Origin of the sequence: Microcoleus sp. F4-D5 (assembly GCF_036704885.1) — a bacterium.
GTDB lineage: Bacteria > Cyanobacteriota > Cyanobacteriia > Cyanobacteriales > Microcoleaceae > Microcoleus.
This window is the reverse complement of record NZ_JAUBSX010000006.1, coordinates 15772-35312: the sequence shown is the minus strand read 5'-3', so window position 1 is coordinate 35312 and position 19541 is coordinate 15772. Positions and strand designations below refer to the sequence as shown.

Below are 19541 nucleotides of genomic sequence, written 5' to 3'. Positions count from 1 at the left end.
TTTTAATGGAAATGAAAAGAAATGCGAGTGGAAGATAGTGTTTGGCAGGGTAGTTTTGGGTACTGGCAAAACTTGTTTATTCATCAGAATATTTTGTCGATCGGATATACTGCTTGGAATGGTTTTTTGCATCGAGGGCGAGGCTTGGTTGCTTGCCAAATCAATACTCCCATTAACCCCTCTGTGAATTGGAGCGTAGATACTATAAAGTACGATCTGGAATTTATTTCCGACTTGGAAGCAACCGTTTATTTGCAACAACTAGAAATAGAGGAAAACACTGTTTTAAATCTGCTCCAAATCATTGCTGGCTACGAGCCAAAGGAAGCAATTATATTTTTGTCGATCGCCAACGCTCAGATTGATATTAATTTGTTGCAAAAGTTGGCAATTTCTCCTGTTGAGTGCTATGAACAGGTATGCAAGCGCTGGGAAGAATTTCAACTCTGCCCGCAATCCTAAAACTTACTAAATTTTCCCAATGTCGCAGCCAAAATCAATCGAAATTTCCAAAGTAACTCGCTACCAAAATGCAGCGCTTAATTACTATTTGGGCCTGACAGATTCGCCCTACCTTCACTACGGTTATTGGAAAACCCTACCTGTGCCTGCTGAGGAACTCACGATCGCGCGGCTGCGCATCGCTCAGCAAGCTTACACAGATAAACTCTTGGATTTGATCCCCAAAGACATCAAAACCGTGCTGGATGTAGGATGCGGGATAGGGGGAAATGCGGCTTATTTGCTCGATCGAGGTTTTCGAGTGGAGGGACTCGCACCCGATCCGTTCCAACAACAGCGCTTTCTCAAGTGTACGGACGATCGGGCAATCTTCCACCTCACGAGGTTTGAAGACTTCAAAGCAACCCATTTCTACGATCTTATTCTCTTTAGCGAAAGTAGCCAGTATATGTCGGCTGTTGATATTGCTAAGGGTGCTGCCACTGTCCTCAATCCTGGTGGTTATGTACTGCTTGCCGATATGATGCGCTCTGATGTTAACTATACAGAGGGAATGTTTTCTAACTGTCACGTGGTGAAAGAGCTTCAGATTGCATTGATGCAAGCGGGGTTCAATGTAGTAAAAACTGAGGATATTTCGGCTCATATTTTACCGACGATTGACCTGTATGTAGATACTTTCCGCAGGTATGGACTGAACACAATGATTTATGTTGCGGATTTAATTGCGATCGCAGTTCCCCCCGTCCACAAATTCCTGCGCTGGATATTTCGTCGCTGGTTCAAGAAGCTGGTGGTTGAAGGATTGGATGCAAGTCAACTTTTTGAGCAACATCTCTGTTATGAAATGCAACTTTGGCAGTTGTCAAAATCCGATCGAGGCTGATACAAATTGTGTGAATTTCTTACTCCCTCCCCTTGATAAGGGGAGGGTTGGGGTGGGGTAAAAGTTTACGACTCCTGCAAGGATTTCTATACAATAGAAATCGGTAATCGGTAATCGGTAATTGGAGGCATAGCCTCCGGGTATTTATTCCCAGGCAGAGCCTGGGAACAAGGCTAAATAAAAAATAACAAATAACAAATAACAAATATGTCTGAATGGATTCTCGAATTCGCTGGCATTTCCTACTCCTATCCCTGCGGTTCGCGAGTGGCTATTCAGGGTTTAAATCTCAAAGTACCCGCTGGGAAACGCTGCGGGCTAATCGGTCAAAACGGCTGCGGCAAAACCACCTTTTTTTTGTTAGCAAATGGCTTGTATCAACCGCAACAGGGAATTATTAGCTGGCACGGTGAACCCTTGCGCTACGATCGCAAATCTTTGACGAAACTGCGCCAACAAATCGGACTCGTCTTTCAAAACCCCGAACATCAATTAGTAGCTTCGACGGTAGAAGAAGATATCTCCTACGGATTGTACAATTTAGGCTTAAAAGAATCCGAAATTGCTCAACAGGTACAGCAGGCGATCGACCAATTCGATCTAAGCGAACTCGCCCGCGAACCAATTCACAATCTCAGTTTAGGGCAGAAAAAGCGGGTGTCGATCGCCGATATCATGGTTCTCAAGCCCAAACTGCTGCTGCTAGATGAACCTACCGCCTATCTCGATCCGCGTCACACCCGACAACTTATCGGTTTACTCCAACAAATTCACAGCGCCGGAACCACCATTCTGTTAGCAAGTCACGACCTCGATTTCATCTACCGCTGGGCTGATTGGGTGTTTGTAATGGATCGAGGAAAATTGATTTTAGAAGGAACACCGGAAACCGTTTTTGCTCAGCGGGATGTCTTGGAACAATTGCAGCTTGGGGTACCGCTGGCGATCGAGCTGATGGAGCAAATAAGGGCGATCGTTGAGAGAGATGATAACTCAAAAATTCACACTTTTGAGCTGTTGCAACAAGAGATTTTACAAGCGCGGCGGCTGCTTTAAAGATTAAGCAGTTGTGCGATCTGGCCGGACAGGAACTTCATAGTGCAACTCTGCGAAGGCATCTCCATAAACCTTCGCGGATAAAAGTCTTAGCGGGGGTGTTGCGATCGTGCGCGGTAGCAAAGGTGCTCCGCTACCAAGTGTCACCGATGCAATTGACACAATTACCTCATCAAGCAACCCGCGATCGTAGAATTGACCAACCAGATCGCCACCTCCTACAAGCCAAATATTCTTATTTCCTGCCGCCGCCATCATCTCTTGATGCACAGGTAAGACATCCCCTTTGACAAATCGAATATCTGCACCCTCGATCGCAGGCAAAATCCGAGAGGTAAATACCCAAGCCGGTTGTTCATAAGACCATGCTTGGGGACGATCGGCACCTTCATTAATCTGATGGGTCAGAATCCATTCATAAGTAGTTGCTCCCATTGCTATTGCCCCTACTTCGTCGATGAAATTAGGATAGCTGTCTTCCGCCTCGCCGAACTGAAACAACCAATCGAGAGAGTGGTGTGAATCAGCAATAAAACCATCTAAGCTGGCGGCAGTGTAATATTGAGTTTTCATTAAAAGTAACGTCTCAAATGCCTTTACGGATGAAAATACCCAACCGTTTCTATTGTATATCGTTCAAGTGCGCTTGTCTATAATTTAAAAAAGTGAAAGATGGCGATCGTACTCTTCACCTTCATATCCCGTTATTTGGTGGGGAGATGAACGAGTGACGAGGTGCGATCGTCACGCTAAGAGCTAGCTGCTTGGTGTATTGGCGGCGATCGAGCTGATGGAGCAAATAAGGGCGATCGTTCAGATAGATGGTAGCTCAAATATACAAAATTTAGAGCTGTGGCAACAACAGATTTTACAAGCGCTGCGGCTGCTTTAATCCTCCATCTAACTCAACTTTACTTACGCACGTTCTGCAAATCTTTGAACAGCTTTTGGAGCAAAAGCAGCAACAAAAAAAGCAGTTGTAATGTATTTGCCCTCAGAATTATTGCTAGTTATTGTGATTGCGCCAAACACTATCGCTGCAATCAACACAGTAAAACTCATGGCTCGCATTGTCGAGTATTTCCCGTTATATTCCTGGAAATATTTGGCAAATTCCTTTCCATGTTCCGAAAACTTTGGTTGAGTCTCGACGCTATAAAAAAGTGTCTTTTTATTGACTACATAAAAGGTTAAAATTTGGCGTTGCTTAATCAGGTATGAAAAAATCAGTTTAAAATCCATAAACTGTGTCGAAAAAGGTTTCTATGACTTGCATATTTTGCCTTGCATACCGTAAATCAGCAACGCCTAAAATTTAACTAAATCATCACTTATTTATTGCTGAACTAGCGGGAAAGAGCGATCGCACTTGCAATCTTCATTTCCCGTTATTTTGTGAGGAGATGAACGAGTGACGAGGTTCGGGTCTGCACTGTGTACCTGCTGCTAACTAGCAATTGCAACTCACCTATACTTCACATACGTCCCTGTGACTTTAACCTTTGACCAACCTCGACCGACCCAAAACTTTCCCTTTGGACTCCGTGCATACGTCCGAACCTTGATTGTTTGTGGCAACTTAATCCCTGTTCCTGGTATGATTTCAACTAAATTTTCATAAATTATCTCGTGAGTATTTTCTGACCCGTTATCGGAAAGCCATTCCACCTTCACTTCATTTTGGTTAATTACGTGGTCAGCAGGAGCGGTGTTGGAAGTCCAATCAGACCAGGCATCATGCCTGGTACCATCAAAATCAGTTTCTCTAGTAGACACTTCAGACACAATTTCAAAACCAGCCATTGTAAGTTTCTCCTTTGTAAGCTAAATAAAAATTGAACAACTAAAGCCTGATGCCTCTGTCGGTGAAAAAAAGTGAGTGAGTTACATTATGGAAAATCAACCCTGATACCGACACTGACAGACTGATCTCGTTCTCGACGACCCTGAACAGTTACTCGATCGTTAACGGGTATATCAACGCGAGATCTACCATCCATAGAATCTCGAATAGATTCGGCAAGGTCGCGCTTTGTATCTTCGCTAATACGATCGAAATCACCATTCAATGCGTGTCCGACATCCTCTCTGAATCGATCTACCCGTTCACAAACTGCATCAACAACACGTTCTACTGGATCGCGATCTTGTGGCATTGGTCTTCTCCTTCGCTTTCTTTGCTAAGAAACAGGTTCTAATTCTTCTAGATGAAGTACAAGCAACATACGACCACAACCTCATACTATAGAGACGATATAACGAAGTGCATTTTTAGTATAAATTTTCAATTTTCTAGCGAAGATAGTAGAGTAGATGCCACCCAGTCAAAGATTAGTTTCAATTTCTAATCTTAAGTTATGGAATTACAAGGTTTTGTCCGGGAAAAATTTGATCGGGATCTTGTCCAATAACGCTACGATTAGCCTCATGAATTGTCTGCCATAAATTAGCATCGCCATAGAAATTTTGAGCAATAACTGACAGAGTATCTCCGGGTTGAACAGTGTATGTTCTAGGACTACCGCTAGCATTAGTAAAACCAGGAATTACAAGATTTTGCCCTGGAAAAATCCGATCTGGGTCTTGTCCAATAATGCCACGGTTAGCCTCATAAATTCTCTGCCATAAATTAGCATCGTTATAGAATTTTTGAGCAATAACTGACAGAGTATCTCCAGATTGAACAGTGTACGTAGTCATAGTTGTCTTCTTCAAGTACGTGAATACAGTTGCAAATGTTGTTTAGAGTGAACAACAGTTAACCTTACGGTCTAACCTATTGATAACGCACTCCCGATCGCCCTGCCGGTGAGAAAAAGTGACAAGCTTTAGTTTTGAATAGCCTGAATAGCTTTTGCTCTGCATTAACTCAAAGAATAAACCACCCCGATCGCCCTGCCGGTGAGAAAAAGTGACTAGCTTTTGTAAACTTAAGTAAATTCACTCAATCGATTTGAGATTTGATATCTGAGATTGTGCAATTAACCTCATCCCCAATCCGGGTTAATATCCCCTTATTTCTTAGTTTCGGAAGGCGGACTTTGTTTGTGTAGATGCGGTTTAAACTGCCAAGTATAAAAAGGATTACCTTGCGGTTAATTCAGTCAATTTGTTTTTTTTCCTGAACAGCAACTCCCACTCATGAAACATCAGTAAATTTACTGAATAGGTCAAAATGGCAAGCTATGAAAGGACAAGAAGCGATCGCCCTAGTTGATAGTCTGTTACAATCCGCAAACAAAAAGCAAAAACTCAATGACATTCAATCCCGCGTCTTTCTGGAAACTTGGGAGGGACACTCTTATCAAGAGATAGCCGATGGCTTACTTTACGAACATGACTATATCAAAAAAGTCGGTTCGCATTTGTGGCGAAAACTCTCTCAAATTCTTGGCGAAAAAATCTCAAAGCAAAATCTGCAGGCAGTCTTGCGCCGCTACCAGCATCGCAGTGCGGGCATCTTGCACGCTAGCGAAGCAGATAGCAGCACTCAAGATTGGGGAGAAGCGATCGATGTTTCCCAATTTTACAACCGGCAACAGGAACTGGAAACATTAGAAACTTGGATTAGCGGCAATTCTACTCGTCTGGTTGGTATTTTTGGACTTGGCGGTATCGGCAAAACTTCTCTCTCTGTCAAACTCGCTCAGCAAATTCAATCTCAATTTGAATTTGTTATCTGGCGGAGTTTGCAGCAAGCACCGCCATTAGATGCTATCCTCAGCAATATCTTACCGATTTTAACAGGTTCTGAAGCGACAACAAATAACTCTATTCCTGTTCTCATGGAACTGTTGCGGCAAAAACGCTGTTTGTTAATTTTAGACAATCTAGAGTCGATTTTGCAAGGGGGAAATCGCAGCGGACAATATCAACAAGGATATGAAGATTACCGACATTTATTTGCGTGCATTGCTGACGAACCTCACCAAAGTTGTCTGATTTTAACCGGACGAGAAAAACCGGGCGGGTTTGCTGTGCGATCGGGCGAAAATTTACCAGTGCGATCGCTCAACCTCTTCGGAGTTTCACCGCCAGTATGCCAGCAAATCCTCGCGGCCAAAGGATTAAAGGCAACGCTATTGCAGTGTCAAGTTCTGGTCAACTACTTTGGCGGCAATCCCCTCGCCCTCAAACTTGCTGCAACGACTATTAAAACACTTTTTGGCGGTGAAATTCACGCATTTTTAGTGCAAGGAAATACTGTTTTTAGCGACTTGTGGGATTTGCTCGATCGCCAGTTCGATCGCTTGTCACCCCTGCAACAAAAAATTATGTACTGGATCGCCATTAATCAAGAAGGAGCGACCCCTGCGAAGTTAAAAGCGGAAATTTTGCCCAAAGTTTCGGGACGGCAACTGATGGAAGCATTGGAGGCGCTGGCTGAACGATCGCTCATTGAAGATCGGCGATCGCTCAATGATACCGAATCAACAAGTTTAATGCTACAACCGGCGATCGTCGAGTATGTCAGAGAACGCTTGCTCCAAACTGCTGAGCAAGAAATTATCCCAAACAAACTTAACTTATTGAAAACTCATGTTTTAATTGAATCCCCAACCCAAGACTAGATCGGCTACTCATAAATTCAACTGATTTTGTATCCTTTCATTAAACGTCTATTAACCCATTTTGAAACTGCAATTCAACTCAAACAAGACCTCGGCAATATTTTAGCTTGGTTGCGCGATCGAACAGCAAACCAGACAGATTATCCTGCCGTTAATCGGCTGAATTTATCCAGTCATCTCAAAACCGATATCAGAGGCTTTGATTGCTCTTAGGATTTACGCAGGGGTGGTCAGAAACCGGGTTTTTTACGAAAATACTGCGTTGTGCCCAGCAGATTCAGTAAAAAACCCGGTTTCTTTGTCTGAGTGCGATCGCGAACTGATTAAGTGCGATCGTACCAACTTTGCAGCGCCAAGCGGTGAACTTCGCGCCAGCTAATATTTTTAAGTCGGGCAATTTCCGCGCAATCTTCGTATTCCGGCTGCACGTTAACAATCGTTTGTCCAGACTTCGCAACTTTTATTTGCACTTCACCGTATTCTGTTTGAACTGTCTGGATTTCCCGGTGCAGAATAGTTCTCTGTTGAGTCGATCGCCTAATTCCCAAAGTAGTAGTCTCGCGAAAGATCGCAGCTTCGCAAGCATCCTCAAATTCGGGATAACAAATCGCAGTTAACAAAACCCCCAGCCGCGACTTTTTCATCACTATTGGGGCAGTAAAAACATCCAGAGCTCCGGCGGCAAACAAAGCATCAAAAACATAGCCGATCGCCTGCGGACTCAAATCATCAATTTGCGTTTCCAGTACCGCAATAGTTTCTATGGAATTGGTAATCGGTAATTGGGAGTCCGTAATTGGGAATTGAGTATTGTTTAAAAACTTCCCTCTTCCTTCTTCCATCTTTCTAACATCCGTTACATCACCTACAGTGCTAGTTGCCGAACTACTCTGTGCCTTCTCCCCAATCCAGAGGCGCAAGATATTAGGAATTGCCAGCATTCGAGAACCTGCACCCAAACCGATCGCCTGAATTTGCATCGGCGGCGGCGGGCCGAAACCGGAGGCGAGAGTACAGGCGATTGCAGTTCCCGTAGGCGTGCACAATTCGCGATCGATCCCGTTGCTGTAAACCGGCACTCGGTGCGTTTCCCACAACCGCATCACCGCCGGCGTCGGCACCGCTAACTTACCGTGGGCCGCCTTCACCGTACCCCCACCAGTCGGCATCGCCGAAAAGTAAAATTCGTCAATATCCAACCAATCCAAACCCAAACAAGTACCGACAATATCAATAATTGCATCCGTCGCCCCCACCTCGTGAAAGTGAACCTCGCTTGCGGGGATACCGTGTACGGCACCTTCTGCCTCTGCTAATTTCCCAAATACGGCCAAACTCCAGGCTTCCACGCGCGGAGGCAATTTTGCAGAGACAATAATCTGCTTGATTTCTGGCAAATGGCGGTGATGAGTGTGGCTAATTTCGGCATCTGCTTCGCCGTGACTGTGAGAATGTTCTTCCCCGTGATGATGGTGGCGGCGGGCGTCAAAAGTCGGGGATTCCGTTTCCGAGGGATCGAGTTGGGTAGCGGGATTTGTGGGTTTTAACCATAAATCGCCACTTAAATCGACATAAAATTTAGTTGCTTGTTGAGTATTCCGATGGACTAATTCCGTCCGCAACTGGTACTCTGTCGAAATGCCGAGCAAATTGAGTTTTTCGATTAGGTAGTCTAAAGGAACGCCGGCGTGGACGAGAGCCCCGATGCACATATCGCCAGCAATGCCGGTGGGACAGTCAAAATAAGCTATTTTATTCATTATTAACAATTAATTTTCAGCATTGATTGTTTCATTCGATATTTCGATCGCCCACTTAGCCTGCAATAGCTTAACATGGCAACTATTTACGAAGTGCATCCTGTTGCACCGCAAAAAGACCGGATCGAGAAGATTACAAAAACTCTGAAAGATGGGGCAGTGATGCTTTATCCGACAGATACAGTTTACGCGATCGGCTGCGATCTCAACTCCAAGTCTGCTGTAGAACGAGTCAGGCAGATCAAGCAACTATCCAATGATAAGCCTTTAACGTTCCTGTGTTCCTCTCTGTCAAATATCGCAGAGTATGCTGTCGTCACTGATGAAGCATACAGAATTATCAAACGATTAATTCCCGGGCCTTACACATTTTTGCTGCCAGCTACCAAATTAGTGCCGCGGTTGGTAATGAACCCAAAACGCAAAACCACGGGAATTCGCGTTCCCGACCAGCGGCTTTGTTTTACACTGTTGGAAGCCTTGGGAAATCCGATTATTTCAACTTCCGCTCACATTACCACTGACGATGAAGGTGCAGCACCGGTGTCTTCAGCAAAAGCAGAAAGCTTTGGCAAAGCTGAACTTTTTGACTGTTTGTCAAAGTTAGTAGATGTCATTGTCGATGACGGTTCCGATCCGGGATATCAAGTTTCTACCATTCTTGATTTAACAGAAAGCGAACCGATTGTTGTTCGTCGCGGTTTGGGATGGGAAGCTGCCGCCGCTTGGGAAAATTAAAATTTGAGGATGCTTTCGCTTCTCCAACAGTCCGCCGGGGGTTCAAAACCCCCGTCTCATAGCGAAAGTCCTCTCAAAGAGGACTGTTAAATATAGCGGTTATGGTATTGAATTTAATTAAGCTCTATCCTATATTTTAAAGGATTGACAATTATCAGAGGAGCAATCGCTATCAGTAGATATTAGATATTATTTTTATTTGAACTCATCGCAACTTATGTTATTCCTCCCTAATTTACACAGTCGTCTTAAGACGACTTCAGCTATGAGCCAGGGAATTAATTCCCTGGCGGCCTGTCGGAATCGCCAGCTAACAAACCTGCGGAAAAAACCTAAGCCTCTACCTTAACTCCTTTCCAAAAAGCAATATATCCTGCAATATTTTTAGCAGCCTCTTTCGGAGTAGGATAGTACCAAGCAGCATCTTTATTAACTTGTCCGTCCACTTCGACACTGTAGTAACTAGCGACACCTTTCCAACCGCAAGTAGTGTGAGTGCTGCTATCCTTGAAAAACTCGCGTTTGATGGCATCCGGGGGGAAGTAATAGTTGTTTTCTACGATTTCGCACTTGTCGCTCTCGGCCAAAACGGCACCATTCCAAATTGCTTTCGGCATCAGTTTATCTGCTTAAATTGAGATTCTCAATTATTGTAACTGTATTGGTGCTCAAAAAGCATAGAATAGTTTTGAAGCCAACAACCAACTACTGCAAATGTCACGGTCGAATCCGCCAATATCTTCTGTGCCGCTGTCCCTTGAACAAGCTCTAAAACATTTTTTTGGCTATGACTCTTTCCGCCCGGGGCAGCAGGAAATTGTCGAAGCTGCTTTAAAAAAACGGGATATGATGATTGTCATGCCGACGGGCGGTGGCAAGTCTTTGTGTTTTCAATTACCGGCACTGTTGAAACCGGGATTGACAGTAGTGGTTTCGCCGTTAATTGCTCTAATGCAAGACCAGGTAGAAGCTTTGCAGGATAATGGAATTGGGGCGACTTTTCTCAACAGCACTTTGAGCGCTCAGGAAACCCGATCGCGCGAAACAGCAATTCTCGAAGGTAAGATTAAATTGCTCTATGTTGCACCGGAACGCTTGCTCGGCGAGAGATTTTTACCGTTTTTAGATATAGTAGCAAATAAGTTAGGAATTTCGGCATTTGCGATCGACGAAGCCCACTGCGTTTCGGAATGGGGGCACGACTTTCGACCAGAATACAGGCAAATGCAGCGAGTGCGCGATCGATATCCCGACATTCCCATTATGGCACTAACGGCCACCGCCACCGAGCGCGTCCGCCAAGACATCATCCAGCAGCTAACTCTGCGAAATCCCTACATCCACGTCGCCAGCTTCAACCGCCCCAATTTATACTACGAAGTTCGCCCCAAAACCAAACACAGTTTTGCCGAAGTTTTGCAAATCATCCAAAAAAAAGGCGGTTCGGGAATTATCTACTGTCTCAGCCGCAAAAAAGTTGAAGAAGTAGCTTACAAATTGCAGCAAAGTGGCATCGCAGCTTTACCCTACCATGCCGGGATGAACGATATCGATCGCACAACCAATCAAACCCGCTTCATTCGCGACGACGTGCAAGTAATGGTAGCCACAATTGCCTTTGGTATGGGCATTAACAAACCAGACGTGCGGTTTGTAATTCACTACGACTTACCCAAGAATCTTGAAGGATACTATCAAGAATCCGGTCGCGCAGGCCGAGACAACGAACCATCCCATTGCACCTTATTTTTTGGATTCGGTGATGTCAAGACCATCGAATACATCATTGAGCAAAAACCCGACCAGCAAGAACAGCGAATTGCCCGCCAACAGTTGCGACGAGTTATTAACTATGCCGAATCCAGCGATTGTCGCCGCACAATCCAGTTAAATTATTTTGGAGATTCATTCCCCGGGAATTGCGCCAATTGCGATAACTGTTGCCATCAAAAACCCGTAGAAGACTGGACAATTGAGGCAATGAAATTTCTTTCTTGCGTGGCGAGGTGCAAAGAAAATTTTGGCATGAATCACATTATTGACGTATTACGCGGTTCTAAAAATCAAAAAGTTTTGCAATACCAGCACCACCAACTTTCTACTTATGGAATTGGCAAAGATAGAAGTTTAGACGAGTGGAAAATGTTATGTCGTTCGCTGTTAAATCAAGGTTTTTTAGACGAAAAAACTGATGGTTTTCCAATTTTGAAACTCAACGAGAAAAGTTGGCAAATCATGAAACGTCAACGCCAAGTTGAAATTGCTGTTGAACCCAAACGAGAAGTGCAAGAAAAAACTCGTTCTTTGGCAGTAGAAATTGAAGGATTGTTTGCAATATTGCGAAGTCTCCGCAAACAAATTGCCGACGAACAATTTGTGCCACCTTACGTAGTTTTTGCTGACAAAAGCTTGCGAGACATGGCAGAAAAACGCCCGCAAAATCTCACCGAATTCGAGGATGTTTACGGCGTTGGTATCAACAAGCGAGATAAGTACGGCAAGGTTTTCTTGGAGGCAATTCGCAATTTTTGCAAAGAACAAGGATTGCCAACTGGTGCTGCATCTTCTGATGTCGCCAATCTTCCCAATCCTTCCAACGTTGCGTCTTATTCGCAGATGCAAACCTGGGAATTATACCGACAAGGTTTGACAGTTCAAGGAATAGCCAATGCACGGGGTATGAGTCCTAATACTATTTCTGGGCATCTGGTAGAATTGATGGAGATGGGGCGGGAAGTTGATATAAATTTGTTGGTGCAATCGGAACGCCAGCAGGCGATAGTGTACGCAATTGAAGTTATGGGGGATGAGAAACTGAGAGCCATTTATGAGTTTTTGGAACAACGTTATACCTTTGAGGAGATTAAATTGGTGCGCGCTTGGTGGCGGCAAAATTATGTGGGTTTTTGATCGCGACAAATTAGGTATCTCTGTGCTATTCGCACCCTACGTTTTAGATAGGCATCTTTTCTGTTGTGAGAGGGATGTCGGTTTCGCCCGCGCTGCGTAAATTATCTGATTGATTGTACAATAAATAATTGACCTCATTAGACAGCCATTCGTCAAACATATTGTGCAATATTTCTTGATACCGTTCAGGGGTTAATTCCGCAGGGATAAATTTTTCAACCATACATAAGTGATATCCTGCGTCAGTTTTAATTGGACGAATTACTTCTCCGGGTTGAGCGCTAAACACGGCGACGGCTATGTCTGGTTTTAAACCCCACCGATAAACCTTGCCTTCGCAACCGCATAAATGCCGACGATTTTCGTCAATGTCGTAAAAGTGAGCGGCATCAAAAAAGCTGATTTCTCCTTCTTTAATTTGATAAAATAGTTCTCTGGCAACCTGCGGGTTGGCAACAACTATTTGATAAAAATTTATTTGGTCAAATCGCAATTTGTTTTGAACAAAAAATTTTTCTACTTCTTTGCTAAACAAATGTTCTGCTAGTTTTTGGGCAAGTAGCCGATCGCGAATCCCTGCCTCTAAATCTTCTACAGAAATCATCTGATCGACCAGCCAAGCAATCGTATCCGCCGCTTTCTCCAACCGCTTCTGGCGGCGGAGTTGGTCGCCCACAGCTTGAATTTCGTCGGGAGTCACAGTTAACCCCCGTTCCCGGGCTGCTTTCTCAATAACTTTTTTCTGCAAAACCTTTTGACTAAATGTCTTTATTTGCTGCTCTTGTCTGAGTTGTTCGATGATTTCACTTGCTTCAATCAATGGCCCGTAAAAGTCCTTCATCTTTCTCTCTCAACTTATATAAATTTATTAACTTCATCCCCCGACGATTCCTGCGGGGTAGTTGGTGTTAACGGTTAACGGTTAGCTACAAGATGTCATTTGGCAAACTAATAAAATCAGCATTGCTCAAAGTTGTTGCACCCGCTGCGTTAACTGTTCCCAAAACAACTGCTAAAATTCGATCGCCATTATTTGAACTAAACTTGACCAGAGTCGCGTCTGCCGTACCGTCACCGTCAGTATCAAACGCGACGAGTGTCAAGTCTGTTACCGAAAGTCCCCCTATCAGCCCAATTTGATCGCCTTGAGCGGGATTGAAATCAACGACTCGATCTGCTAACAATGGATTAGCTGCTGCACTCGCTGTTTCGGGTCTAAAGGCAAAGGTATCAGCGCCGCTACCTCCAATCAATGTATCGCTGCCGAAGTCGCCGCAAAGCAAATCGTCGCCGTTGCCACCGCTCAGCAAATCTTGGCCTTTTCCTCCCCGCAAAGTGTCGTTTCCATCGCCTCCATCGATCGCATCATCACCTCTGTTACCTGTGACAATATCCTCGCCGCTTCCTGCAAAAATTCGATCGATCCCGCTACCGCAAATAATCACATCGCTGTCGCTGGTGCCCAACCAATATCCGTCGCCGTTGCTGTCGTAGGTGATAGTTAATGCTGCAGGATAGTTTTCTGGGGGGACCATTTCTGGAAGCGGGGTTGTGTCAGCATTGCTGTTGTTCGTATTGCGATCGGGAAGTGCGATCGAATTATTGCTGTTACTGTTATCTGTGGGATTAGAAGCGATCGCGCTGCTGTCACCACCACCCGTACCGATCGCATCCTCATTATTTGAGGGTGTTGGCGGTGTTGGCGGTGTTGGCGGTGTTGGCGCTGGTGTTGGCGCTGGTGCGGGCGCGGGCGCTGGCGCTGGCGCTGGTATTGGGGCTGGTGTGGGCGCTGGTGTTGCGATGTTAGTTGTGATGTTAGTTGTTGGTGGAGCGCCTGTAGCAGCGGTTGCTTCTGCACTGCCAGAAGTAGCTCCCGGAGTATAGGCTGTCTGAGTGCTAGTGCTACTGCCTGCAGGGGAAGTTACTGTCGCGCTGCTGTTGTTGGTAACGCCTTGATTATTGGCGATCGAGCTCGTTTCGCTCGAACTGCTACTATCTGAAGGCGCTGGCGCTGGTGCAGGCGCTGGTTCAGCCACTGGTGCTGGTGCGGGCGCTGGTGCTGGTGCGGGCGCTGGTGTTGGCGCTGGTGTTGGCGCTGGTGTTGGCGCTGGTGTTGGCGCTGGTGTTGGCGCTGGTGTTGCTGCTGTGGCGCTAGTAGTCGGCGGAGTATCTAAACCACTGCTAGCTGAGGCGCTCGCGCTACTAGAAGTGCCACCGGGAGCCGATGCTGTCTGAGTGCTGCTGCTGCTCCCTGTCGGAGAAGTCGCTGTCGCGGTGCTGCTACTACTGGCACCGCTGCTGTCTCCTAACGGCGCAGGTGCTGGCGCTGGTGTTGGCGCTGGCGCTGGCGTTGGGGCTGGTGCAGGTGTTGGCGCTGGCGCTGGTGTTGGCGCTGGCGTTGGCGCTGGCGTTGCTGCTGGAGCCGAAGCTGTGGCGCTAGTAGTTGGCGGAGCAACGGAAGAAGTTTGCGCTTGTGCGCTCCCGCTGCTAGAGGTAGCCCCCGCAGCGTAAGCAGTCTCACTACTGGTACTGGTTCCCGTTGGGGAAGTGGCTGTCGCGCTGCTGGTACTGCCTGCACCGCTGTTATCTACAAAGGCACTAGATGTGCTGGAACTACTGCTGCTGCCCGCACCAGGGTTATTCACCAACGAATTCAAGGTGTTTAAACTATTGCTGTTTCCAACAATATTATTTAAGGGCTCAGGAGCTAATGAATCTAATGGAGGCATCGTGATTTATCTCCTTTTACCTGTATGTAAAGACGAAAAGCACTTGCACGAGAGCCGACATTGCCAATCTCAATGAATGCCAATGTAGGATTTTAAAGAGAGTGAAACAATTGCTTTTGACTTCCAACTAAAGACTGAAATGTTTTTAATAAATGAACCTTGGTGCATCCCTAAAGTAGGGTGGAACAAAACTGTTACCAATACCAATCTGGGCGATACTGATTGCCAAGGGCATTTGATTTAGCCATCGCCATCACCCTCAAAAGGCTTGTATAAATTTAAACTGCACCTTCCTTGCACTCGCCCGTACTCAAAAAATATTAGGGCGGACTGCTAAATATGAGCAAAAACCGTGTTTTATTTCGATTTACCTAATATATCTGGACTAATTAGAGGTATGTTGCCAATTTGGCAGATTTGTTTGAAATTATCCGATTTACGCAAGTTTTCAATTTTTACACTCTTTGTATCCGGGCGCGCGCTTGCTGGTGTTGAGGGCCGATCGACACACCGCTGCTCCCGTTCCTGAATTTTGATTTGCAGAGCGGGGTTTGGCAGCAGTTTGATGACTGTGGTTGACCGGATGGGAGGGGACTTGGAACGGCAGTTGGAGGGGCTTGCATCAGCCTGGAAGGCGACGGATTTGGCCGATTTGAATACGATCGCGATCGAATAGATGCGGAGTCATGGCAGGTGCAGGGCGATCGCGATCGCCCTGCACCTGCCATGATGCGGAAGTAATTAGAATTGGCATTCAGCGAGTTGGGGCGATCGGCTTTTTCCTCGGCTGAAACCCGCTCGTACCCCTGACGTAGTGGTCAATAATTAAAAGCTAAAAAGAACTTAAGCCCTGACTACAAGCCCTGAAAGTTAGTGTGGCAAGTCCATCGCCTTGACAGTAACAGTCTCATAAGCATAGTTTGCTCCTGTTCCTGAATTACTTTTGATTTTCACTTTATCAAAGCCTGCGTAGTAAACATCAACACCAGCTAGAGGATCAGTGCCAATCGCTATAGCGGTTCCTGTACCCGTTGCTTTCGTAACTTTACCTTTGTTTCTCAAAATAATGTCTGTAGCAGTCAAAGTGTTTCCACTGTCCACTGATGAAAAGGCATCCAATCCCAATACAGCACCACCTAAAATCAAGTCGTTTTCTGAAACATTTTCGAGGTAGGACAAATCAAATATCAACATAATGCTCCTTGTTTTTAAACTAATCAAAACTAACTTGGGGGACTACTAGGCTGGCATGGGAGTTTTTTGATCGCAGATAGTTGCAGTTTGATGTTCACCTTGTTCTTGCAGCAGCAGAGCCAAATTATAGTGAGCCTCTGCTAAATCTGGTTTCATAGAGAGGGATTGGCGATAGTAGGCGATCGCTGTTTTCAAATCGCCTGCCTGTTTACATTTCGAGCCTAAATCGTTGTTCGTTGCCGCGTAATGAGCTTGTTTCTCTGGGGAGAGCTTTCCTTGAGCATGAAGCGCATTGGCTAAGTTCACGTCAGCTTCAACGCAATCAGGCTGTAGTTCTAGTGCTTTTTGATAACAGGCGATCGCATCTTCCGATTGGCCTTGCTGCTGTAGAGCATAGCCAAGGTTATTGTATGCGGCGATCGCATCAGGCTGTAGAGCTAAGACTTGATGATAGGCTTCTATCGCGTCGGATAACCGATCTTGAGCTTGATATAAATTCCCCAAACCAAATAGAGCCTTGATTGAATTTGGCTGCACCTGAAGCAGATTTTTCAGGAAATTTTCGGCAGTTTGGTACTCGCCTTTTTGCCTCATCAGCACCCCCAGTCCATAGAGTGCTTCTGGGTGATTTGATTGAGCTTTCAGAATCTGATGGTATCCCTGTTCAGCTTTGGTGAGTCGGTTCGATCTATGATCCCGAACAGCGAGCTGAAGTGCTAAAGGAAGAAGAGCCCTAACATCCTGTTGTCTGTTCTGGCCATTCTTGTATGTGGCTACGATATGCTGAATGTGCCGATCTTTAGCTCCAAAAGAATACTTATATTCCTCATTGCCCATTAAAAAGTCGTACACTTTAAATCCATTTTGAATCGCGTATCGGATCGCATCAGCATGGAGGATCAGCCCAGGTGGAGGATTTTTAAAGGTTTGATCGCGACCTGTAATCACAAATAGCATGGATTTTTGCTGAAAATCAACAAAGTTAGCGATCGCCCCTAAAGGTTTGTCTCCTTGCCACAGAACCGAAAGATACAGACAGTTATTTTCAAAACAATGACGTAAAATAAGGCGATTGTAACCCATGATTACCTCAAAGGTATCCCCTTTTTGCTTTTTCCATCTGGACTCCCATAATTTGAGTAGTATCTCAATATGAGATTCCAAATTCTCTGCGTCAACGTGGGTGATATAAAACTCATCAGATCTGTCAACTTTCCTTAAAAAGCGTCTGATTTTTTGACGAGTATTGACACCGACGTAGTTTTGCAGATATTGCTCCCAGTCATCTGGTAATGAAACATAAGGAGCAAGATAAATATCGGGATCTTCTCCATTCACACTTTGAATGCGGAGTTGACTGAGTTCAAAACTATCGCCAGAGAAATTACTCAAGAAGAGAGACATCCGTGTATCTGTTTCTAGAATACTTTTTACATTGAAACTAGACCATACTAACTTTTGCTGGATGTAAGCAGCAAAAGCAGGAATTACCTCTTCTTCATAACCAGGCAGGCAAATAAGTCCTGTGTAATCTGCCATGCTATTTCCTGCCATGCAGATTTCAGTTTCAAAGCCGCCTCCATCCTGGTGGGTTAATAAAATTTTTAGAGGGAAAAAAGCCACATAGGATGAATCGTGGGTATCTGGTTTGGCAGCTAATATGAACCACGGCTCATGCACCATCTGCAACCATCCAGATAACCAAATCCAGGATAAGAAGAACTGAGCCTGACGATCGGCCGCGTATACAGAATCCCAATTTTCTCTGATTTTCTTAAATGTTTCAAAATTATCAATTTTCTCAATCTGCATATAATTTTTCCCTCACCAATTATACTTGCCATATTTGTCCGTTAAGACTAGATCCTCCTAATCCTCCTGAGAGGATGTCTGAAACCCAGCATTATCCATCCTCTTCCTATCTGGTGAGATTATTAATGCCCAAAAAATGAAATTGAAGTGCTGCGAATTGTAGATGAAGCAGTTTGGTTTCCAGTCTTTGCATAGGCTGTGCCTGTTGCAGAGGCTCTACTATACTCAAGACTACCCAAATCTTTAACCGTTGTGTTAGCCCTAGTATTTGTATAAGTCTCATCACCAATGGCAAGTCCACCTGCAACAGCGATGGCAGATCCATAACCTGCTGTTGTTGTCGCGAATGTATCAGCGTAAACATTGCCACCACCTATTACAAGGCTGCTTTCGTTAATTGGTTCTAAATAACTTAAGTCAGAGATGATTAATAGATTTTTCATGCTTGTGCCACCTGATTTATCGGCAAACTCAATTACTTTCAGATTACTCCTTAAACTTCTTTCTAAAAGAGAGTCATAAACTATCTCTAGATCCAGTTGTTTTCCGGCGTATTTTAAGTAGAGCTATATCCATTTCATCTACTAACTCAAGATTTTTTTCTTGTTTAGTAGATGAGAATGAAATAGCCCTACTATTTGACGAGCAAGGATTAGTTAGTAGCAGCTACCGAGACGCTAGTAGAAGAGGTTGGAGTGACAATAGCGAAGGTTTGGGTCAAAGTATCGTAACCATAAGCATCGGCTTCCGCAGTAGCAAGATTACCCTTGACATAGGTCTTCGACACAACGTCTTTTTTGATTGCAAAGTATTCATTGAAATAGATTTTGCTAAAGTCATAGCCCAAGTTGAATCCACCAACAACAGAAGTTTCAGCAGTTTCCAAGTAGTTCAGGTCGGAAATAATCATGGCTTTTGTCCTTGTTTTTTGTGAGTTTGTAGCTCGAAGCAACCTGTGGTTGTTCTGTATTTAAGATAGCTAGGATAATCTGACCTGTGTTGCCATTTTGGCAGATTAATTTTGACTGTTTCTGACAACAAAATAGGCAAGTTGGTCACGGATTGAAAGCGATTGAAACAAAGAGCATCCTCAGCTAGGATGCCCTCTATTTCGGCTATTTATTTCATTCTCAAACTAACAACTACTAAGGATTAGTTGGTAGCAGCTACCGAGACGCTAGTAGAAGAGGTTGGAGTGACAATAGCGAAGGTTTGGGTCAAAGTATCGTAACCATAAGCATCAGCTTCCGCAGTAGCAAGATTACCCTTGACATAGGTCTTCGACACAACGTCTTTTTTGATTGCAAAGTATTCATTGAAATAGATTTTGCTAAAGTCATAGCCCAAGTTGAATCCACCAACAACAGAAGTTTCAGCAGTTTCCAAGTAGTTCAGATCGGAAATAATCATGGCTTTTGTCCTT

The 19541-nt window shown here is 44.8% G+C and carries 22 protein-coding genes; 8 read left to right on the top strand and 14 right to left on the bottom strand.

Features of this window, described 5'->3' with window-relative positions; all coding sequences use genetic code 11:
• The first annotated feature begins 21 nt into the window (after positions 1–21).
• From QUA80_RS04570 to QUA80_RS04560, 3 genes are all read left to right on the top strand, one after another.
• A complete protein-coding gene (locus QUA80_RS04570; protein ID WP_333421839.1) occupies positions 22–462 on the top strand; it encodes a hypothetical protein in 441 nt (146 codons plus the stop codon).
• 19 nt (positions 463–481) lie between these two features.
• Complete coding sequence (locus QUA80_RS04565; RefSeq protein WP_333421837.1) at positions 482–1348, top strand: methyltransferase domain-containing protein; 867 nt, start codon at positions 482–484, stop codon at positions 1346–1348.
• Between the two features lie 207 nt (positions 1349–1555).
• Positions 1556–2404, top strand: a complete 849-nt coding sequence (locus QUA80_RS04560; protein WP_333421835.1) for an ABC transporter ATP-binding protein — start codon at positions 1556–1558, stop codon at positions 2402–2404.
• 3 nt (positions 2405–2407) lie between these two features.
• Here QUA80_RS04560 and QUA80_RS04555 read toward each other — a convergent pair whose 3' ends face one another.
• The 5 genes from QUA80_RS04555 to QUA80_RS04535 form a co-directional block, all read right to left on the bottom strand.
• A complete protein-coding gene (locus tag QUA80_RS04555) occupies positions 2408–2977 on the bottom strand; it encodes a dihydrofolate reductase family protein (protein ID WP_333421833.1) in 570 nt (189 codons plus the stop codon).
• Positions 2978–3319: 342 nt separating this feature from the next.
• Positions 3320–3646: a hypothetical protein gene (locus QUA80_RS04550; RefSeq protein WP_333421831.1), complete on the bottom strand. Its 327-nt coding sequence runs from the start codon at positions 3644–3646 to the stop codon at positions 3320–3322.
• 222 nt (positions 3647–3868) lie between these two features.
• Positions 3869–4207 carry a hypothetical protein gene (locus QUA80_RS04545; RefSeq protein ID WP_333421829.1) on the bottom strand — a complete coding sequence of 113 codons (339 nt, stop codon included), beginning with the start codon at positions 4205–4207 and terminating at the stop codon, positions 3869–3871.
• 86 nt (positions 4208–4293) lie between these two features.
• Positions 4294–4560 (bottom strand): hypothetical protein, encoded by a 267-nt coding sequence (locus QUA80_RS04540; protein WP_333421827.1) that lies wholly within the window; start codon positions 4558–4560, stop codon positions 4294–4296.
• Positions 4561–4759: 199 nt separating this feature from the next.
• Positions 4760–5104: a LysM peptidoglycan-binding domain-containing protein gene (locus QUA80_RS04535; protein WP_333421825.1), complete on the bottom strand. Its 345-nt coding sequence runs from the start codon at positions 5102–5104 to the stop codon at positions 4760–4762.
• 485 nt (positions 5105–5589) lie between these two features.
• On the opposite strand from QUA80_RS04535, the gene QUA80_RS04530 reads away from it, so the two are divergent.
• Together QUA80_RS04530 and QUA80_RS04525 are read left to right on the top strand one after the other, a co-directional pair.
• Positions 5590–6975, top strand: coding sequence for an NB-ARC domain-containing protein (locus QUA80_RS04530; protein WP_333421823.1), 1386 nt, complete (start codon positions 5590–5592; stop codon positions 6973–6975).
• Positions 6976–7002: 27 nt separating this feature from the next.
• A complete protein-coding gene (locus QUA80_RS04525; RefSeq protein WP_333421821.1) occupies positions 7003–7188 on the top strand; it encodes a hypothetical protein in 186 nt (61 codons plus the stop codon).
• A gap of 110 nt (positions 7189–7298) precedes the next feature.
• Here QUA80_RS04525 and larC read toward each other — a convergent pair whose 3' ends face one another.
• Positions 7299–8735, bottom strand: coding sequence for a nickel pincer cofactor biosynthesis protein LarC (gene larC, locus QUA80_RS04520; protein ID WP_333421819.1), 1437 nt, complete (start codon positions 8733–8735; stop codon positions 7299–7301).
• Between the two features lie 75 nt (positions 8736–8810).
• Here larC and QUA80_RS04515 point away from each other — a divergent pair, with 75 nt between their 5' ends.
• Positions 8811–9473 carry an L-threonylcarbamoyladenylate synthase gene (locus QUA80_RS04515; protein WP_333421818.1) on the top strand — a complete coding sequence of 221 codons (663 nt, stop codon included), beginning with the start codon at positions 8811–8813 and terminating at the stop codon, positions 9471–9473.
• A gap of 332 nt (positions 9474–9805) precedes the next feature.
• Here QUA80_RS04515 and QUA80_RS04510 read toward each other — a convergent pair whose 3' ends face one another.
• The gene (locus QUA80_RS04510) at positions 9806–10090 is read right to left on the bottom strand and encodes a DUF427 domain-containing protein (RefSeq protein ID WP_333421816.1); all 285 of its coding nucleotides are present in this window, start codon (positions 10088–10090) and stop codon (positions 9806–9808) included.
• A gap of 97 nt (positions 10091–10187) precedes the next feature.
• Here QUA80_RS04510 and recQ point away from each other — a divergent pair, with 97 nt between their 5' ends.
• Positions 10188–12383 (top strand): DNA helicase RecQ, encoded by a 2196-nt coding sequence (gene recQ / locus QUA80_RS04505; protein WP_333421814.1) that lies wholly within the window; start codon positions 10188–10190, stop codon positions 12381–12383.
• A gap of 43 nt (positions 12384–12426) precedes the next feature.
• Here the strand turns inward: recQ and QUA80_RS04500 are convergent, their stop codons facing one another.
• Together QUA80_RS04500 and QUA80_RS04495 are read right to left on the bottom strand one after the other, a co-directional pair.
• Positions 12427–13224, bottom strand: coding sequence for a peptidylprolyl isomerase (locus QUA80_RS04500; protein ID WP_333421812.1), 798 nt, complete (start codon positions 13222–13224; stop codon positions 12427–12429).
• Positions 13225–13309: 85 nt separating this feature from the next.
• On the bottom strand, positions 13310–15112 hold the full coding sequence (locus QUA80_RS04495) for a hypothetical protein (RefSeq protein WP_333421810.1): 1803 nt from the start codon (positions 15110–15112) through the stop codon (positions 13310–13312).
• Between the two features lie 532 nt (positions 15113–15644).
• Between QUA80_RS04495 and QUA80_RS04490 the strand changes: the two genes are divergently transcribed.
• Positions 15645–15788 carry a hypothetical protein gene (locus QUA80_RS04490; RefSeq protein ID WP_333421808.1) on the top strand — a complete coding sequence of 48 codons (144 nt, stop codon included), beginning with the start codon at positions 15645–15647 and terminating at the stop codon, positions 15786–15788.
• A gap of 194 nt (positions 15789–15982) precedes the next feature.
• Here QUA80_RS04490 and QUA80_RS04485 read toward each other — a convergent pair whose 3' ends face one another.
• From QUA80_RS04485 to QUA80_RS04465, 5 genes are all read right to left on the bottom strand, one after another.
• Positions 15983–16306, bottom strand: coding sequence for a hypothetical protein (locus tag QUA80_RS04485; protein ID WP_333421806.1), 324 nt, complete (start codon positions 16304–16306; stop codon positions 15983–15985).
• A 45-nt stretch (positions 16307–16351) separates the two neighbouring features.
• Entirely contained in the window at positions 16352–18118 is a 1767-nt protein-coding gene (locus tag QUA80_RS04480; protein ID WP_333421804.1) for a GNAT family N-acetyltransferase, read from the bottom strand.
• Between the two features lie 122 nt (positions 18119–18240).
• A complete protein-coding gene (locus QUA80_RS04475; RefSeq protein WP_333421802.1) occupies positions 18241–18561 on the bottom strand; it encodes a TonB-dependent receptor in 321 nt (106 codons plus the stop codon).
• A gap of 209 nt (positions 18562–18770) precedes the next feature.
• Positions 18771–19028 (bottom strand): hypothetical protein, encoded by a 258-nt coding sequence (locus QUA80_RS04470; RefSeq protein WP_333421800.1) that lies wholly within the window; start codon positions 19026–19028, stop codon positions 18771–18773.
• Positions 19029–19270: 242 nt separating this feature from the next.
• Positions 19271–19528, bottom strand: a complete 258-nt coding sequence (locus QUA80_RS04465) for a hypothetical protein (RefSeq protein ID WP_333421800.1) — start codon at positions 19526–19528, stop codon at positions 19271–19273.
• Positions 19529–19541: the final 13 nt, after the last annotated feature.

What these genes read in the sequence shown, in the direction of transcription:
- QUA80_RS04555 (WP_333421833.1), bottom strand. Translation starts at nt 2,977, where the DNA reads ATGAAAACTCAATATTACACTGCCGCCAGCTTAGATGGTTTTATTGCT.
- QUA80_RS04485 (WP_333421806.1), bottom strand. Translation starts at nt 16,306, where the DNA reads ATGTTGATATTTGATTTGTCCTACCTCGAAAATGTTTCAGAAAACGAC.
- QUA80_RS04495 (WP_333421810.1), bottom strand. Translation starts at nt 15,112, where the DNA reads ATGCCTCCATTAGATTCATTAGCTCCTGAGCCCTTAAATAATATTGTT.
- QUA80_RS04565 (WP_333421837.1), top strand. Translation starts at nt 482, where the DNA reads ATGTCGCAGCCAAAATCAATCGAAATTTCCAAAGTAACTCGCTACCAA.
- QUA80_RS04515 (WP_333421818.1), top strand. Translation starts at nt 8,811, where the DNA reads ATGGCAACTATTTACGAAGTGCATCCTGTTGCACCGCAAAAAGACCGG.
- QUA80_RS04530 (WP_333421823.1), top strand. Translation starts at nt 5,590, where the DNA reads ATGAAAGGACAAGAAGCGATCGCCCTAGTTGATAGTCTGTTACAATCC.
- QUA80_RS04550 (WP_333421831.1), bottom strand. Translation starts at nt 3,646, where the DNA reads ATGGATTTTAAACTGATTTTTTCATACCTGATTAAGCAACGCCAAATT.
- QUA80_RS04470 (WP_333421800.1), bottom strand. Translation starts at nt 19,028, where the DNA reads ATGATTATTTCCGACCTGAACTACTTGGAAACTGCTGAAACTTCTGTT.
- QUA80_RS04500 (WP_333421812.1), bottom strand. Translation starts at nt 13,224, where the DNA reads ATGAAGGACTTTTACGGGCCATTGATTGAAGCAAGTGAAATCATCGAA.
- QUA80_RS04545 (WP_333421829.1), bottom strand. Translation starts at nt 4,207, where the DNA reads ATGGCTGGTTTTGAAATTGTGTCTGAAGTGTCTACTAGAGAAACTGAT.
- QUA80_RS04465 (WP_333421800.1), bottom strand. Translation starts at nt 19,528, where the DNA reads ATGATTATTTCCGATCTGAACTACTTGGAAACTGCTGAAACTTCTGTT.
- QUA80_RS04570 (WP_333421839.1), top strand. Translation starts at nt 22, where the DNA reads ATGCGAGTGGAAGATAGTGTTTGGCAGGGTAGTTTTGGGTACTGGCAA.
- recQ (WP_333421814.1), top strand. Translation starts at nt 10,188, where the DNA reads ATGTCACGGTCGAATCCGCCAATATCTTCTGTGCCGCTGTCCCTTGAA.
- QUA80_RS04540 (WP_333421827.1), bottom strand. Translation starts at nt 4,560, where the DNA reads ATGCCACAAGATCGCGATCCAGTAGAACGTGTTGTTGATGCAGTTTGT.
- larC (WP_333421819.1), bottom strand. Translation starts at nt 8,735, where the DNA reads ATGAATAAAATAGCTTATTTTGACTGTCCCACCGGCATTGCTGGCGAT.
- QUA80_RS04510 (WP_333421816.1), bottom strand. Translation starts at nt 10,090, where the DNA reads ATGCCGAAAGCAATTTGGAATGGTGCCGTTTTGGCCGAGAGCGACAAG.
- QUA80_RS04475 (WP_333421802.1), bottom strand. Translation starts at nt 18,561, where the DNA reads ATGAAAAATCTATTAATCATCTCTGACTTAAGTTATTTAGAACCAATT.
- QUA80_RS04535 (WP_333421825.1), bottom strand. Translation starts at nt 5,104, where the DNA reads ATGACTACGTACACTGTTCAATCTGGAGATACTCTGTCAGTTATTGCT.
- QUA80_RS04560 (WP_333421835.1), top strand. Translation starts at nt 1,556, where the DNA reads ATGTCTGAATGGATTCTCGAATTCGCTGGCATTTCCTACTCCTATCCC.
- QUA80_RS04480 (WP_333421804.1), bottom strand. Translation starts at nt 18,118, where the DNA reads ATGCAGATTGAGAAAATTGATAATTTTGAAACATTTAAGAAAATCAGA.